Below are 14,395 nucleotides of genomic sequence, written 5' to 3'. Positions count from 1 at the left end.
CGCCCCCAGCGACATGCCCGGATTACGCGATTGCTACCAGCATACTAAATCAAGCAGCAATGGTCAAAAGGTAAAACGTTGATATTATTAAATAAATTTTCAACATAATTTTATTACTATCTGATTGGCTATTTTCCTGGTATTCCAGGTCCTCATCGTTCCGAATACTTTTCACTGCTACTTTCTATTCCCTCTAAAAGGTGGCTAGAAGGGCTGAGCACACCCAATCTTAGCCAACAAAAAAACAGCCATGACCTAAGCCACAACTGCTACAAAATTCTGAATTAAGACCGACTGCGCGCAATCGCAATCCAAATGGCGTTGATGCCAAAGATGACGAAGAAAAACGCAATCAACACGTTCAGTGACAAGGCTGCGGCCACCGGGTGAATGAACAACATAATCCCGATGATCAGACTGATGACGTCCAAAATCACGGACAGCCAGAACCACAGGCCACCGAAGTCCCGTAAATGACTGGCCACCAATAGACGTTCCACGGAATCAAAGATGAACCACAGAGCAAATAGGTAACCTAACGTCACGATGGCACTGTTCATGTCAAAGAAGAACACGACGGCGATCAGGATATCTAAAATCCCAAAGACCAGAGCGAAGTTCGCCCGAATCCCCGTCGCTTCATGCAATTTCTTATACCCGGCAATCGTGGTCAACCCACTTAAGAGAGCCATGAACGCAAAAATAATAGCTAACCCTGTCAGGCCAATCTTCGGGGAGCGCAACAGTCCAACCGCGGCAACGATAAATAGGATACCGAGAATGAACTCGCCCCAGTCAAATCCCCAACGGGCACGATTCATATTAAACATTGGCAAAATCTCCTCACAACACCAGCCATGTGCTGACTGGTTTTCAACCATTGTACTGGTTTTTCAACGCCGCGACAAGTTCGGGGTACAATCACGCGGCCGTTAAACCGTGAACCATCAACGCTACCACCCGTCTGTGACATTTTGATGACTGGCCGCATTTCTGACCTGGCTGTTCATTAAATTAGTGAACTCAGGCTCCTGGTTTAGCTAATTTTAGTGAACAAGATGCTGTCATTTCGGGAATTGTCGCATTAATGCTACTTTCAATCTTTCGTTAACCAGCTGTTCCTCTGGCTATCTTCCCCCCCTAGTCATCGTACCAAAAAAGCGGCGCACCACCACCCGCAGGTAGTCGTTTGCCGCTAAATTTACAATTAGTTTACTTGGTCTTGGCTGGTTTCGCCTTGGTCGTAGCCTGGTCTTCCTTGGTTCGCGCGGTATCGCGTTCCAAAATCGGCTTCAGGTATTGACCCGTGTAACTCTCGGCGACCTCCGCCAATTCTTCTGGCGTGCCCGTGGCGACCACGTTTCCGCCGGCTTCCCCACCTTCAGGACCTAAGTCGATCAGGTGGTCCGCCGTCTTGATCACATCTAAGTTATGTTCGATGACCAACACCGTGTTGCCCTTATCGACCAACCGGTGGAGCACCGTCAACAGGCGTTTGATATCATCCGTGTGCAGCCCCGTCGTCGGTTCGTCCAGGATGTAGAAGTTCTTCCCGTTCTGTTGCTTGTGCAGTTCGGAAGCCAACTTCATCCGTTGGGCTTCCCCACCGGACAAAGTCGTGGCAGGTTGGCCCAACTTCACGTAGCCCAAGCCGACGTCTTGAATCGTCTGGAGCTTCCGGGTGATTTTGGGAATGGCTTCGAAGAACTTCAGGGCTTCGCTGACCGTCATGTTCAACACGTCAGAGATATTCTTACCCTTGTATTCCACTTCCAACGTCTCGGAATTGTACCGCGTGCCGTGACAAACTTCGCAAGGCACGTAAACGTCGGGCAAGAAGTTCATTTCAATCTTCAAAATCCCGTCACCGTGGCAGGCTTCACACCGACCACCCTTGGTGTTGAAACTGAACCGCCCCTTTTGGTAGCCCCGTAGCTTGGCATCGTTGGTTTGGGCGAAGAGCGTCCGCACATCATCAAAGACCCCCGTATAGGTCGCCGGGTTACTCCGTGGCGTCCGGCCGATGGGGCTTTGGTCGATGTCGACTAGTCGTTCAATGTTCTTCACGCCAGCAATCGACTTATATTTCCCGGGTTTTTCCGAATTGTGATTCAACTTCTGTGCCAACGCCCGTTTCAAAATGGTGTTGACCAGCGTCGACTTCCCGGAACCAGAGACCCCAGTGACCACCACGAATTCGCCCAATGGGAAATCAACCGTGATGTCTTTCAAATTGTTTTCCGCTGCGCCCGTGATGCGAATCTCCTTACCATTACCAGTCCGCCGTTCCAGTGGGACCGGAATGTATTTCTTTCCGGCCAAATACTGGCCCGTCAAGGACTTACGTGACCGCATGACCTGCTTAGGCGTCCCGGCAGCCATCACGTGACCACCGTTTTCCCCGGCACCCGGGCCGATGTCAACGATGTAGTCGGCAGCCCGCATGGTATCCTCGTCATGTTCAACGACGATCAGGGTGTTACCGAGGTCCCGCATCTGCTTCAAGGACGCAATCAACCGGTCATTGTCCCGTTGATGTAGCCCAATCGAGGGTTCATCCAAGATGTACAATACCCCGGACAGATTAGAGCCGATTTGCGTGGCCAGCCGAATCCGTTGCGCTTCCCCACCAGATAGCGTCCGCGCCGAACGACTCAGCGTCAGGTAGTCCAGACCCACGTTGCGTAAGAACGTCAACCGGTCGCGAATTTCCTTCAAAATGGGTTGGGCAATGACGGCATCTTGTTCGCCAAAACTCAAGTCCTGGAAGAAGGCCAATTCCTTTTCGACCGGCAAGTCAGAGACCTCACCGATGTGTTGGTGGTTGATTTTGACACTCAAGGCCTGACGGTTCAACCGGAAGCCGTGGCAGGTCTGACAAGTCAACTCGGTCATGTATTTGCGCATGACATCGCGGGTGAAGTCGCTGTTGGTTTCGTGGTAACGCCGGTTGACGTTGGGAATGACCCCTTCGAATTCAACGTCCACGTCGCGGACCCCACCGAAGTCATTTTCGTAGTGGAAATGGAATTCCTTGCCTTGTGACCCATAGAGGACCAAGGCTTGGTCAGTCTTAGACAGCTGCTCAAAGGGGGTATCCATGTCGACGTTAAAGGCGGCACAAGCCTGTTCAAGCAAGGCTGGGTAGTATTGCGAACTGATCGGGTTCCAAGGCTCTAAGGCCCCTTCACGCAACGTCTTGGTCTTGTCTGGAACGACCAGGTCCAAGTCGACTTCCAATTTCACACCTAAGCCATCACAATCCGGGCAGGCACCAAAGGGCGCGTTAAAGGAGAACAGCCGCGGTTCCAATTCACCCACTGTGAACCCACAAACGGGGCAAGCGTAGTGTTCGGAGAAAATCATGGGGTCGCCATCGATCAAATCCGCGATGGCATAACCGCCACTCAAGCGCAAAGCCGCTTCGAAGGAATCAAATAACCGTGAACGAATGCCCTTCTTGACCACGACCCGGTCAATGACGATAGCAATATCATGGTTTTGATTCTTGTTGAGTTCGGGAACTTCACTGATGTCCATGGTCTCGCCATCGACCCGAACCCGAACGAAGCCTTCCCGTTGAATCTTTTCAAAAATCTTCTTGTGTTGGCCCTTCTTGGCCCGCACGATGGGCGACAAGATCTGCATCTTCGTCCGTTCGGGCAGCGCCAAGACCTGGTCGACCATCTGTTCCACACTTTGACTGGTGATCTTAGTGCCGTCATTGGGACAGATTGGTGTGCCGACCCGGGCCCACAACAGGCGCAGGTAGTCGTTGATCTCCGTGACCGTCCCCACGGTTGACCGCGGGTTCTTAGAAGTCGTCTTCTGGTCGATAGAAATAGCGGGACTCAACCCATCAATGGAGTCGACGTCCGGCTTATCCATTTGCCCCAAGAACTGGCGGGCATAAGACGACAAGCTCTCCACGTAACGGCGTTGGCCTTCCGCGTACAGCGTGTCAAACGCCAGTGAGCTCTTCCCAGAACCCGACAGGCCACTGATGACGACCAATTTATTCTTGGGGATCGTCACGTCAATATTTTTTAAGTTATGGGCGCGAGCCCCGTGAATCACGATTTTATCGTTTACCAAATTGAAATCTCCTTACTTCCCTAATCACCGATCTCGGTCTTCATATCCATAATCGTATCCCGCAATGACGCGGCCTGTTCGAAGTCTAACTTCTTGGCTGCCGCCCGCATTTCGTCTTCCAACCGGGCAATCAGCTTTTCTTGGTCTGGCTTATCCATGTCCTCAAAATCACTCGCCACGAAGTCATCCTTCTCATCGGTATCATCGTTCTTCTTCGTGACCGCAATTAAGTCCCGAATTGGCTTGATGATGGTGGTTGGCGTAATCCCGTGTTCCTGGTTATAAGCAATTTGAACCTTCCGCCGCCGTGCCGTTTCATCCATCGCCGCTTGCATCGATTCCGTGACCGTATCTGCGTACATGATGACGTGCCCGTGTGAGTTCCGCGCCGCCCGACCAATCGTTTGAATCAGCGACCGTTCGTTACGCAAGAATCCTTCCTTGTCGGCATCCAAAATGGCAATCAAGGAAACTTCAGGAATATCGATGCCTTCCCGCAACAAGTTGATGCCGACCAAGACGTCGTACTTACCTAATCGCAAGTCACGCATGATCTCCGTTCGCTCCAACGTCTTGATATCCGAGTGCAAATAGGCCACCTTGATGCCCAGATCTTTGAGGTAATCCGTCAAGTCTTCGGCCATCTTCTTGGTCAGTGTCGTGACAAAGGTCCGTTCATTTTTCTCGACACGCGCATTGATTTCGCCTACCAGGTCATCCATTTGACCCATGATTGGCCGCACCTCAATGGTGGGATCCAACAAGCCGGTCGGCCGAATGATCTGTTGCACCACGTGATCCGTTTGGGCCTCTTCGTAAGGGCCAGGGGTTGCCGACATGTAGACGACTTGATTGATGTGGTCTTCCACTTCATTTAACTTTAAGGGCCGGTTGTCCAGCGCGCTAGGCAGGCGGAAGCCGTAGTCGATCAACTGTTGCTTCCGGGCCCGGTCACCGTTGTACATCCCCCGGACCTGTGGCATCGTCACGTGAGACTCATCGACGACTAGCAAGAAGTCCTTGGGGAAGAAGTCCAATAACGTGTACGGTGGCTCGCCCGCTTTACGACCGTCCATCCACCGCGAATAGTTTTCAATCCCGCTGGTGTAGCCCATTTCCCGCATCATTTCCAGGTCATAGGTAGTCCGTTGCTTGAGTCGTTGGGCTTCCAACAACTTGCCACTATTTTCCAATTCCGCCACGCGGTCCTTCAGTTCGCCTTCGATGCCCGCCGTGGCCTTGGCCATGATGTCATCGTTAGTCATAAAGTGGGTCGCCGGGAAAATGGCCACGTGTTCGCGGTCGCCAACGATTTCGCCAGTCAACGCATCGACTTCGCGAATCCGGTCGATTTCGTCGCCAAAGAACTCGATTCGCAGCGCGCGTTCGTCCCGTGAAGCGGGGAAGATTTCCACGACATCGCCGTGAACCCGGAAACGGCCCCGTTGAAAATCGTAGTCGTTGCGTTCGAATTGAATGTTGACCAATTTTCGCAGCAGCGCGTCACGTTCGATTTCCTGGCCGACCCGTAGTGAGACCACGTGATTTTTATATTCCGTAGGGTCCCCTAACCCAAAGATAGAGGAAACGGAGGCCACGACGATGACGTCGTTACGTTCCAGCAAGGAGCTGGTCGCGGAGTGGCGCAATTTATCGATTTCATCGTTAATCGACGAGTCCTTTTCGATGTAAGTATCACTCGAAGGCACGTAAGCTTCCGGTTGATAATAATCGTAGTAACTCACAAAGTACTCCACCGCATTGTTGGGGAAGAATTGTTTGAACTCCCCGTAAAGTTGACCCGCCAGCGTTTTGTTATGGGACAAGACCAATGTGGGCTTGTTCACATTTTTAATCACGTTAGAAATGGTGAACGTCTTCCCAGTCCCCGTGGCTCCCAACAGGATCTGGGCCTTCTCGCCGCTTTCAATACCATCAGTCAATTGCTTGATGGCTTGCGGCTGGTCGCCGGTAGGCTTGTATTTAGAAACCAGCTCAAACTTGCGGTCCGTTTGTCGATCAATCATGCATGGTAACCTCCCTACTGTACCGTTTACACTTAGAAATTTTTTTATGCCAAATTCCAGCCGTTAAGCTCAAATCGGCGTCAATCGCAAAAAGAGTCTGGACGTAAATCCAAACTCATCACGCTCAAATATTCTACCATACCGAACATACTTTCGCCAGTTTGACGACCTACTTAAAATTTATCTTGGTAAATCGTCACGTTGGCGACCCGTTCGCCACGCACAACAGCCGTGGTCTGCATCGCGGTCAGGCCTTGGTCGGTCCAAAATTGTTGCATCTGCCGGTCGCCCATGAAGACGCTCAGCTGCAGTTGGACGGCTTGGGCTTCCTTGAGCGTTGCCACTAAGCTCGCGTAAAAGGTCGCGGAATCAGCCGTGGACAATGTTTTGGCCGGTAGCCACATGCCCAACCACACCAGACTAGGCAACGGGTAGTCAATAATCAGGTCGACTAACACGACCAATTGGTCATCGCGGAAAATGCCCAGGTAGGCCTTTTGCTCTGGTAAGGCGTTCAACGGCACGTCGGTCACGTCTTGAATGGCTTCTTGCCGAGTCACGGGATGGTCTTGAAAATGGGCAAAGTAGGCCGGATGCGCCGCTTGAAACTGATAGATCAAATCGTCATCAGCATGCGTTAAGGGCCGCACCGTGGCGCCACTCAGATGTTGATTCCATACTTCTGCTAATTTCACTGTTTAGCCTCCAATAGCTGATCCGTTAACTCGGCCAGTTTCTGCCGGTCACTGAAGTCCGCCGACAGCATTTCGGGTAAGACGGCCGACAAGAAATATTGTACACAGGCCATCTGCTTAAATTTCAAAATCGTGCTGAGGCTCTCCCGATAGATCTCGGTAAAGACGGGTTCTGGATTGCCCTTTTGAATCTCACCAAAGGATTCGTACAACAGGTCGACCTTATCAGCAACGGAGAGAATCTGCCCCTCCAAAGTGTCGTCTTTCCCTTCACCCAACCGCCGGGTGTAGGCGGCTTGGAACTGTTCGGGAATTTCATTCTTAATGAAGTTAGCCGTCAGTGACGTTTCCACGTCAGCCAACATCTGGCGGAGTTGGGGCGTCGCGTACTTGACTGGCGTCTTGATGTCGCCGATAAACCGCTCCGTGTAGTCGTGATTCAAAGCCTTCTCGTAAAGCAAGCGCCAATTGACCTCGTGGCCATCTTGCTCCTCGACATCCCCCAAGAATTGGGCAACTTCCGCCACCTTAAATGAGTGGGCGGCCACCGAGTGTTGTTCAAACTTAAAGTAACCGGGGGCCCGGTCAATCGTTTCCAAATCACTCAAGCTTTGCAAAAATTGGTTCATTCCCATGGTTCACGTCAGCTCCTTTGTTTTCGTGTTAATTGATTGCTTTCAGCTTACCACTTTTCCCCGGTCGAATTCATCTATTCTCCCCTGCATTCTTAACACAAATCATTGCCTGAAGATAACACAAACCAGCGCCTACGGCTGTTAGGGGTTCCGCCTGCTCTGCGGGACACCTCCAGCCTAAGGGACGGGCTTCCGGTTCGCTTGAAAGCCTCGTAAAACTCACGAGTCTCTCAGCAGTCAAAAACACTATCCTTTGAGCGTAAAAAAATGGCAACTGCCAGGAAACCCCAGCAATTGCCATTCGTTCAACTCAATTATTTTGCGGCCGCAGCCTTTAAGTCTTCGATGTAGCTGAAGGCTTGTTGGCCCGCGATACCACCGTCGCCAACCGCCGTCGTGATTTGCCGCAAATCCTTTTGCCGCACGTCACCGATGGCGAAGATGCCAGCAACAGCCGTTTGCATGTGTTCGTCCGTCTTAATCCAGCCGGCATCGTCAGTGATGCCCAGGTCCTTGAAGGCGTCCGTCATTGGCAGGTTCCCCACGTAAATGAAGACCCCACTCACAGCCTTTTCACCGGTCTCGCCAGTTTGGTTGTTCTTGATGGCCACACCCGTGACCTTCATGTCGTCGCCCAAGATTTCCGTAACGTTCGTGTTCCAAACGAATTCAATCTTGTCATTGGCAAATGCTCGGTCCTGTAAGATCTTTTGGGCCCGTAATTGGTCGCGCCGAACAAAGACCGTGACCTTGGAAGCTAACCCAGCCAGGTAAAGACTTTCTTCAACCGCGGAGTCCCCGCCACCAACGACTGCGACTTCCCGGTTCTTAAAGAACGCGCCATCGCAGACCGCGCAGTAGGATACACCCCGGCCACCAAATTTATCTTCGCCAGGTACGCCGAGCTTCTTGTACTCGGAACCCGTGCCGATGATAACGGCCTTGGCAGCGTAATCACCGTCGTCGGTCTTAACAACCTTGTGGTCGCCGTGGTCTTCGATTGCTTCGACACTGCCGTAAGCAAATTCAGCGCCAAATTGCGTTGAGCCTTCGTACATGTCCTTAGCCAAGTCGGGTCCGAGGACGGACTTGAAGCCTGGGTAGTTCTCAATTGCCGCCGTGTTGTTCATTTGGCCGCCATAAATCCCGCGGTCCAACATTAAAACGGATAAGTTTGCCCGTGAAGCGTACAGTGCGCCCGTCATACCACCGGGGCCAGCACCAATCACGATTACATCATAATTCTTCAAGCGTAACGCTCCCTTCCACTCATGCCTTGATGATAACGTCCACTTTACTATTAAAAAGTAAGTTTGTCACCTATTTTGCCTTGGCAGTTTTTTCATCGGCCTTGCTGAGCTTGGCACCCAGCTCTTTAATGTAGGCCCGCAGTTGGTCTTTGGTTTCCGGATGATTCAAACCATATTCAATGTTCGTTTGGATCCAGCCGAACTTATTGCCGACGTCAAACCGCTTGCCCGTATACTCGTGGGCAAACACACGTTGCGTCTTGTTCAGGTTATCAATGGCATCGGTCAACTGTAATTCGTTGCCCAAGCCGACCGGCGTGTTTTCCAGCGCTTCAAAAATCTCTGGTGTAAACAGGTAGCGGCCAATGATAGCCAAATCGCTCGGGGCTTCGTCAGGTTGTGGCTTTTCCACAAAGTTCGTGACGTTGTACAGACCAGGAGCGGTCTCTTCAGACGGGTTGATGACCCCGTACTTAGCCGTATCCTTGTGTGGGACCCGCATAACGGCCAGCGTTGAGGCCCCCGTCTGTTCATACCGGTCCATCAATTGCTTGGTCAGCGGCACCTTACTGTCGGTCATGTCATCACCTAGCATGACAACGAACGGTTCGTCACCAATGAAGGCCTTAGCAGTCAAGACCGCATCCCCCAAGCCGCGGGGGTACGGTTGCCGGATGAAGTACAAGTTCATCCCCGTGGTTTCTTGGACTTGCCGCAAGAGTTCGTCCTTGTGCTTGGCTTCCAGGTTGGCTTCCAGTTCCGGATTGGAATCGAAATGGTCTTCGATGGACCGTTTGGACTTGCCATCAACGATGACGATGTCTTCGATTCCTGATTTCCGCGCTTCCTCAACGATGAATTGAATCGTCGGCTTGTCTACGATCGGTAACATTTCCTTGGCCAGCGCCTTGGTGGCCGGTAAGAAACGCGTCCCTAAACCCGCGGCTGGAATCACAGCTTTTCTAACTTTTCTCATAAGTAAACTATCCTTCCTCGTATCCCCAGAAAATTTTAAAACTCAGAGCGACCTTCACGTTGCATCAGCTCAGAAATGGCCGTACGAATGTCTTTGCCCTCATAGATCACTTGGTAAATGGCTTCCGTGATTGGCATGGAAACGCCCCGTTCACGCGAAAGTTCGTAGGCAGCCTTCGTCGTGGCCAACCCTTCGATCACCATGCCCATATGGCTGATGACATCGTCGAGCTTCTCGCCGCGACCCAGTTCGTCACCGGCGCGCCAGTTCCGTGAGTTGGCACTGGTAGCGGTCACGATGATATCGCCGACACCAGACAGGCCGATAAAGGTCATGGGATCCGCCCCAAACGAAGTCCCTAACCGTGAAATCTCGGCCAAGCCCCGGGTCATCAAGGCCGCCTTAGCATTGTCGCCGTAGCCCAATCCGTGTAAGGCCCCGGCTCCCAGTGCAATGATGTTCTTCAACGCAGCCCCAATTTCGACCCCAATGATGTCGGGGTTGGTGTAGACCCGGAAGTAAGATGTCATGAATAATTTTTGTGCGTATTTCGCTGCGTCTGGGCTCAAGCTAGCCGCCGTTACCAAGGTGATATCCTTGCGGGCAACGTCTTCAGCATGGCTCGGCCCCGAAACGACCGTCACGGCCTTGCGGTTTTCTGCCGGAATCTCTTCTTCCAAGACTTGTGACAAGCGCTTGTAAGTCTTTTGTTCAATCCCCTTGCTGGCATGGATCAGTTCCGGCTGCAAGTTCTTTTCCTTTAAAATCGTCGCCACTTGCGCCGCCACGGAACGAATAGCCTTGGTTGGTACCACGAACAAGATGGCATCCACGTTGTCGAGGGCACTCGCCAAGTCGGAGTAAGCCACTAACGACGGAGAAAACGTAAAGTCTTTGATGTAATGCGTGTTCGTGTGCTGCGTATTTAATTCCTCAACTTGCTTAGGATTGTACGACCACAGGCGGACGTCATGACCATTTTCGTCCAAAACGCTCGCTAAGATTGATCCCCATGAACCGGCACCGAGTACTGCAATTTTCTCTGACATAGTAATGGATTCTCCTTATTTAGAAAGATTAGTTTTTTCTTGGAACGGATTGCCGTCTAGGTAGGCAATGGGCGGCGTGGCTGACCGGCGCCGCGTGAACCAAATGATCAAGGCCCCCACGAACAAGACGACTGACAACAGTTGTGACACCCGAATAACGCTGAACAACATCAGGCTGTCCGTCCGCATCCCCTCGATGAAGAAGCGGCCAAACGAATACCACATGACGTAGGCTAAGAAGACCTCGCCTTGCTTGAACAGCCCCGGATAATGCCGCAGACTCATCAACACCACGAAGCCCATCAAGCTCCAGGTCGACTCGTACAAGAAGGTCGGCTGGCGATAAGCCCCGTTGATCAGCATTTGATTGATAATCCAGTTAGGCAAATGTAAGCCCTGCAAGAAGGCCAGACTGGTGACCCGCCCGAAGGCTTCTTGATTCATAAAGTTTCCCCAGCGACCGATGGCTTGACCCAAGATGACCGTTGGTGCGGCCACGTCGAGCATCAACCAGACCGGGATGAACCGGGAGCGACAGAAAAAGTACACTACCAATCCGGCCCCAATCAGCGAGCCATAGATGGCGATTCCGCCATCCCAGATGGCAATAATCTCGCCCGGATGCTGCTGATAATACGGCCACTGAAAGATGACGTAATAGGCTCGCGCCGCAATCAAGGCTGCTGGCAAGGCCCACAGAATCATGTCGTAAATGTCGTCAGATTTGATACCGCGCCGGTTACCCTCACGAACGGCCAAGGTCACCGCAATGATGACCCCGGTCGCAATGATGACGCCGTACCAGTGGACCGCAATCGGCCCCAGATGAATGGCGATGGGGTTAAGCGCCGCCACAATAGGTGAAAAGATAACGCCCATCTCCCTTATGATTTATTTCCGTTTTGCTTAATTAAGCGCTTTAAGTTTTCGTCAAAGACTTTGGTGGCATCATACCCCATTGAGCGGGCGCGGAAGTTCATGGCCGCGGCTTCAATGATGATGGCCAGGTTACGCCCAGTCTTGACGGGAATGCTGATTTTCGGGACGACCACATCGAAAAACCGTTGCGATTCGTCATTGTTGCCCAGCCGATCGAAATGGTTGTCATCCTTCCACAGCTCCAGGTGCACGATCAAGTCGATATCCGTTTCACTGCGGACCGCACCAGCCCCAAACAGGTTCATGACATCGATGATCCCAATCCCCCGAATTTCTAGCAGGTGACTCAAGATGGCTGGCGCAGCGCCGACCAAGGTCTGTTCATCTTGCTGGTAAACTTCGACCCGGTCATCGGCAATCAGTCGGTGCCCCCGTTTAACCAGCTCCAAGGCCGTTTCACTCTTACCGACACCAGAATCGCCGGTAATCATAACGCCGACCCCATAGATGTCGACCAAGACCCCGTGAACGGACTGACGTTCCGCGAGTTTGCCTTCCAAGAAGTTGGTCATGTTACTGAGGACCCGCGACGTGGTCAGCTTGGTCCCCAAGATAGGGATCCCCGCCTCATCAGCGGATTGTTTCAATTCCTCGGGCGGATCCAGCTGCGTCGAAATCACAAATGCCGGGGTCTCCGGCTGACACATCTTCCGCATCACGTCGAGTAACTTCTTATGACTCATGCCCTTTGCAAAGGACGTTTCGGTAATTCCCAGCAGTTGAACCCGTTTTGCTGGATAATAGTTAAAATAACCGGTTAATTCCAAACCTGGTCGGGAAATATCACTGGTCGTAATCTGCCGATTCAGATTTTCTTCGCCGGAATACACATCTAAGCGGTTGGCTTTGACGAGCTCGGCCACCGTGACACTTTCTGTCATGGGCGCTCCTCCTTACTGCATAGTAAACTACTCTAATTTTAGCACTTTCACGTGGGAACTCCCACCAAATTAAACCGGTTTTACGCTCGCGCAAAGTGGTCACTGATAATCGCGTTGCACAGTGACATGATGATAGCAATGATCAACGTCGTGCCAAATGAACTGAAGGCAAAGTTACTGCCCACAAACCACGAGGTCAACTCCAGCATGATGGCGTTAAGCACCACGCTGAACAAGCCCAACGTGAGAATCGTAATTGGCAACGACAACACAAACAGAATCGGCTTCACCACGGCATTTAGCAATGCCAACACGAAGCTGGCCAGCAGTGCGATCCAGACGCTGGAGACGTAGAAGCTATTTTGAAACCCACCGGCTAGCGAACTCTGGAAAAAGCCGGCTAGGGCCAAAAAGATAAAAGCATTCACAAAAATTCTCGGCCAAAACCGCATGCTACTCACCGTCCTTGTGATGGTCCTTCACATCTTGTTCCGTGACATCGTGAATGACCTTACGATCCGGTTCCTGCGGTGACGCAGAGCCTCCTCGAAATAAGTCACGGAAGTTAGGCGTGTTGGGCCGTGAATCGTCCAGCGGCATGAAGGTCATGACCACCACGTACACCAGTAAGCCCAGCACCCCGTGGGTCGGAATCGCTAAGGACACCAGGACGTAAATCAAGCGTAATAAATTGGCATTCCAATTAAAATATTCTGCAAAGCCGCCCAATACCCCGCCGACTAAGCGGTTCGTGCGGGAACGGACTAAACGTTTTTTCTCTGCCATAGGCGGACACTCCTTTGAAAGTAAGTTTTAGTGTTTCTATCATATCCGAAAGACCAGGGGTAAATCCAGTAATCACCCTGGTTCTGGTCAAAATCTCGTGACAGTTGCCTGTTGGTACACGTTTCGGCTATGAGGCCAGAGACGTGGGCCATCGGCTCAAAGCGAGGCCGAGACCGTTTCTCAGGCTCGGTCCGGTCCGCCCACCGCGTTCCAACCCATAGTTGGCGGACGATAGGCGGCCGGCCCAACAACGTAACCAGCCCAAAGACACTCGCTAGGGCAAGAATACCCAAAGCGGCCACTGAAAGCAAGTCTTCAGTGGCCGTTCGGGTAAATCTTCAATTTAGATTAAACTTCTCCGGGCGAAATCAGCTATGCCTATTCGCTAGGACTATCCTGACTCGCCGTATTCAACTCAATGATCTGCCCTGACTTCAGGTAGACCACCCATTCACAGACGTTGGTCACGTAATCCCCGATGCGGCTGAGGTCCTGTGCCACATTCAAGTAGATGGACGCCCCCGTCTCAAACGCGGGGTCCAGGCGCATTTGCTCATAACTATTGGCGCGTACCTGGTGATTCAATTGGTCAAGCTGACGGTCAACGTCGGCCAACTGCCGGGCTTGATGCTCGTCTTTGTTGACGTACGCCGTCAACACGTCTTTGACCATTTGCGTGGTCATTTGTCCCATTTGATTCATGAGCTGCTCGAGCACGGGAATCTTTTGCTTCGTGCCAAACTTAATTGCGGCGTGCGCAATGTTTCGCGCGTGGTCGCCGGCCCGTTCCAATTCAGAAACTGCCTTTAGAATCGTGACGATTTCGCGTAGATCCGTCGTCACGGGTTGGTACAATGCAATCATTTCAAACGTCTTTTTCTCTAACGCGATTTCCCGCTCATTGATTTTATGGTCATGATCGATCAAACGCTGGGCAGCGACAGCATCGCGATTGGTGAACGCGTTCACCGCCTGTTCGATGGTCTCGCTGACGAGCATCCCCATTTCCGTAAAATCTGCGTCTAAATCCGCTAGCTCATCATCAAATAATCTGCGCATAGA

The 14,395-nt window shown here is 51.9% G+C and carries 13 protein-coding genes; all 13 read right to left on the bottom strand.

Features of this window, described 5'->3' with window-relative positions; translation table 11 throughout:
• Positions 1-284 precede the first annotated feature (284 nt).
• Entirely contained in the window at positions 285-830 is a 546-nt protein-coding gene (locus EKM83_RS05755; RefSeq protein WP_125575680.1) for an HdeD family acid-resistance protein, read from the bottom strand.
• A gap of 382 nt (positions 831-1,212) precedes the next feature.
• Positions 1,213-4,095 carry an excinuclease ABC subunit UvrA gene (uvrA, locus tag EKM83_RS05750; RefSeq protein ID WP_125575679.1) on the bottom strand — a complete coding sequence of 961 codons (2,883 nt, stop codon included), beginning with the start codon at positions 4,093-4,095 and terminating at the stop codon, positions 1,213-1,215.
• Positions 4,096-4,115: 20 nt separating this feature from the next.
• Positions 4,116-6,122 carry an excinuclease ABC subunit UvrB gene (uvrB, locus tag EKM83_RS05745; protein ID WP_125575678.1) on the bottom strand — a complete coding sequence of 669 codons (2,007 nt, stop codon included), beginning with the start codon at positions 6,120-6,122 and terminating at the stop codon, positions 4,116-4,118.
• Between the two features lie 173 nt (positions 6,123-6,295).
• Positions 6,296-6,817 carry an acetyltransferase gene (locus EKM83_RS05740; RefSeq protein WP_125575677.1) on the bottom strand — a complete coding sequence of 174 codons (522 nt, stop codon included), beginning with the start codon at positions 6,815-6,817 and terminating at the stop codon, positions 6,296-6,298.
• Entirely contained in the window at positions 6,814-7,452 is a 639-nt protein-coding gene (locus tag EKM83_RS05735) for a YfbR-like 5'-deoxynucleotidase (protein WP_125575676.1), read from the bottom strand. Before EKM83_RS05735 ends, EKM83_RS05740 begins: the two co-directional genes overlap by 4 nt.
• A 314-nt stretch (positions 7,453-7,766) precedes the next feature.
• Positions 7,767-8,702 (bottom strand): thioredoxin-disulfide reductase, encoded by a 936-nt coding sequence (gene trxB / locus EKM83_RS05730; RefSeq protein ID WP_125575675.1) that lies wholly within the window; start codon positions 8,700-8,702, stop codon positions 7,767-7,769.
• 70 nt (positions 8,703-8,772) lie between these two features.
• Positions 8,773-9,678, bottom strand: coding sequence for a UTP--glucose-1-phosphate uridylyltransferase GalU (gene galU / locus EKM83_RS05725; RefSeq protein ID WP_125575674.1), 906 nt, complete (start codon positions 9,676-9,678; stop codon positions 8,773-8,775).
• A gap of 35 nt (positions 9,679-9,713) precedes the next feature.
• The gene (locus EKM83_RS05720) at positions 9,714-10,727 is read right to left on the bottom strand and encodes an NAD(P)H-dependent glycerol-3-phosphate dehydrogenase (RefSeq protein WP_125575673.1); all 1,014 of its coding nucleotides are present in this window, start codon (positions 10,725-10,727) and stop codon (positions 9,714-9,716) included.
• Between the two features lie 15 nt (positions 10,728-10,742).
• Positions 10,743-11,606 (bottom strand): prolipoprotein diacylglyceryl transferase, encoded by an 864-nt coding sequence (lgt, locus tag EKM83_RS05715; RefSeq protein WP_125575672.1) that lies wholly within the window; start codon positions 11,604-11,606, stop codon positions 10,743-10,745.
• A 5-nt stretch (positions 11,607-11,611) separates the two neighbouring features.
• On the bottom strand, positions 11,612-12,547 hold the full coding sequence (gene hprK / locus EKM83_RS05710; RefSeq protein WP_125575671.1) for an HPr(Ser) kinase/phosphatase: 936 nt from the start codon (positions 12,545-12,547) through the stop codon (positions 11,612-11,614).
• 80 nt (positions 12,548-12,627) lie between these two features.
• Positions 12,628-12,999, bottom strand: coding sequence for a phage holin family protein (locus tag EKM83_RS05705; RefSeq protein WP_125575670.1), 372 nt, complete (start codon positions 12,997-12,999; stop codon positions 12,628-12,630).
• 1 nt (position 13,000) lies between these two features.
• Complete coding sequence (locus EKM83_RS05700; RefSeq protein WP_125575669.1) at positions 13,001-13,333, bottom strand: PspC domain-containing protein; 333 nt, start codon at positions 13,331-13,333, stop codon at positions 13,001-13,003.
• Positions 13,334-13,711: 378 nt separating this feature from the next.
• Positions 13,712-14,392 (bottom strand): phosphate signaling complex protein PhoU, encoded by a 681-nt coding sequence (gene phoU / locus EKM83_RS05695; RefSeq protein WP_125575668.1) that lies wholly within the window; start codon positions 14,390-14,392, stop codon positions 13,712-13,714.
• Positions 14,393-14,395: the final 3 nt, after the last annotated feature.

The organism is Levilactobacillus angrenensis, assembly GCF_003946085.1.
In the GTDB taxonomy this organism is placed as follows: Bacteria; Bacillota; Bacilli; order Lactobacillales; family Lactobacillaceae; genus Levilactobacillus; species Levilactobacillus angrenensis.
The sequence above is the reverse complement of the archived record's forward strand: the minus strand, read 5'-3'. Positions and strand labels throughout refer to the sequence as shown.

Bases quoted from the DNA above. Each gene is read 5' to 3' on its own strand.
- EKM83_RS05755 (WP_125575680.1), bottom strand. From the start codon at position 830: ATGTTTAATATGAATCGTGCCCGTTGGGGATTTGACTGGGGCGAGTTC.
- uvrB (WP_125575678.1), bottom strand. From the start codon at position 6,122: ATGATTGATCGACAAACGGACCGCAAGTTTGAGCTGGTTTCTAAATAC.
- EKM83_RS05735 (WP_125575676.1), bottom strand. From the start codon at position 7,452: ATGGGAATGAACCAATTTTTGCAAAGCTTGAGTGATTTGGAAACGATT.
- galU (WP_125575674.1), bottom strand. From the start codon at position 9,678: ATGAGAAAAGTTAGAAAAGCTGTGATTCCAGCCGCGGGTTTAGGGACG.
- EKM83_RS05720 (WP_125575673.1), bottom strand. From the start codon at position 10,727: ATGTCAGAGAAAATTGCAGTACTCGGTGCCGGTTCATGGGGATCAATC.
- lgt (WP_125575672.1), bottom strand. From the start codon at position 11,606: ATGGGCGTTATCTTTTCACCTATTGTGGCGGCGCTTAACCCCATCGCC.
- hprK (WP_125575671.1), bottom strand. From the start codon at position 12,547: ATGACAGAAAGTGTCACGGTGGCCGAGCTCGTCAAAGCCAACCGCTTA.
- EKM83_RS05705 (WP_125575670.1), bottom strand. From the start codon at position 12,999: ATGCGGTTTTGGCCGAGAATTTTTGTGAATGCTTTTATCTTTTTGGCC.
- EKM83_RS05700 (WP_125575669.1), bottom strand. From the start codon at position 13,333: ATGGCAGAGAAAAAACGTTTAGTCCGTTCCCGCACGAACCGCTTAGTC.
- phoU (WP_125575668.1), bottom strand. From the start codon at position 14,392: ATGCGCAGATTATTTGATGATGAGCTAGCGGATTTAGACGCAGATTTT.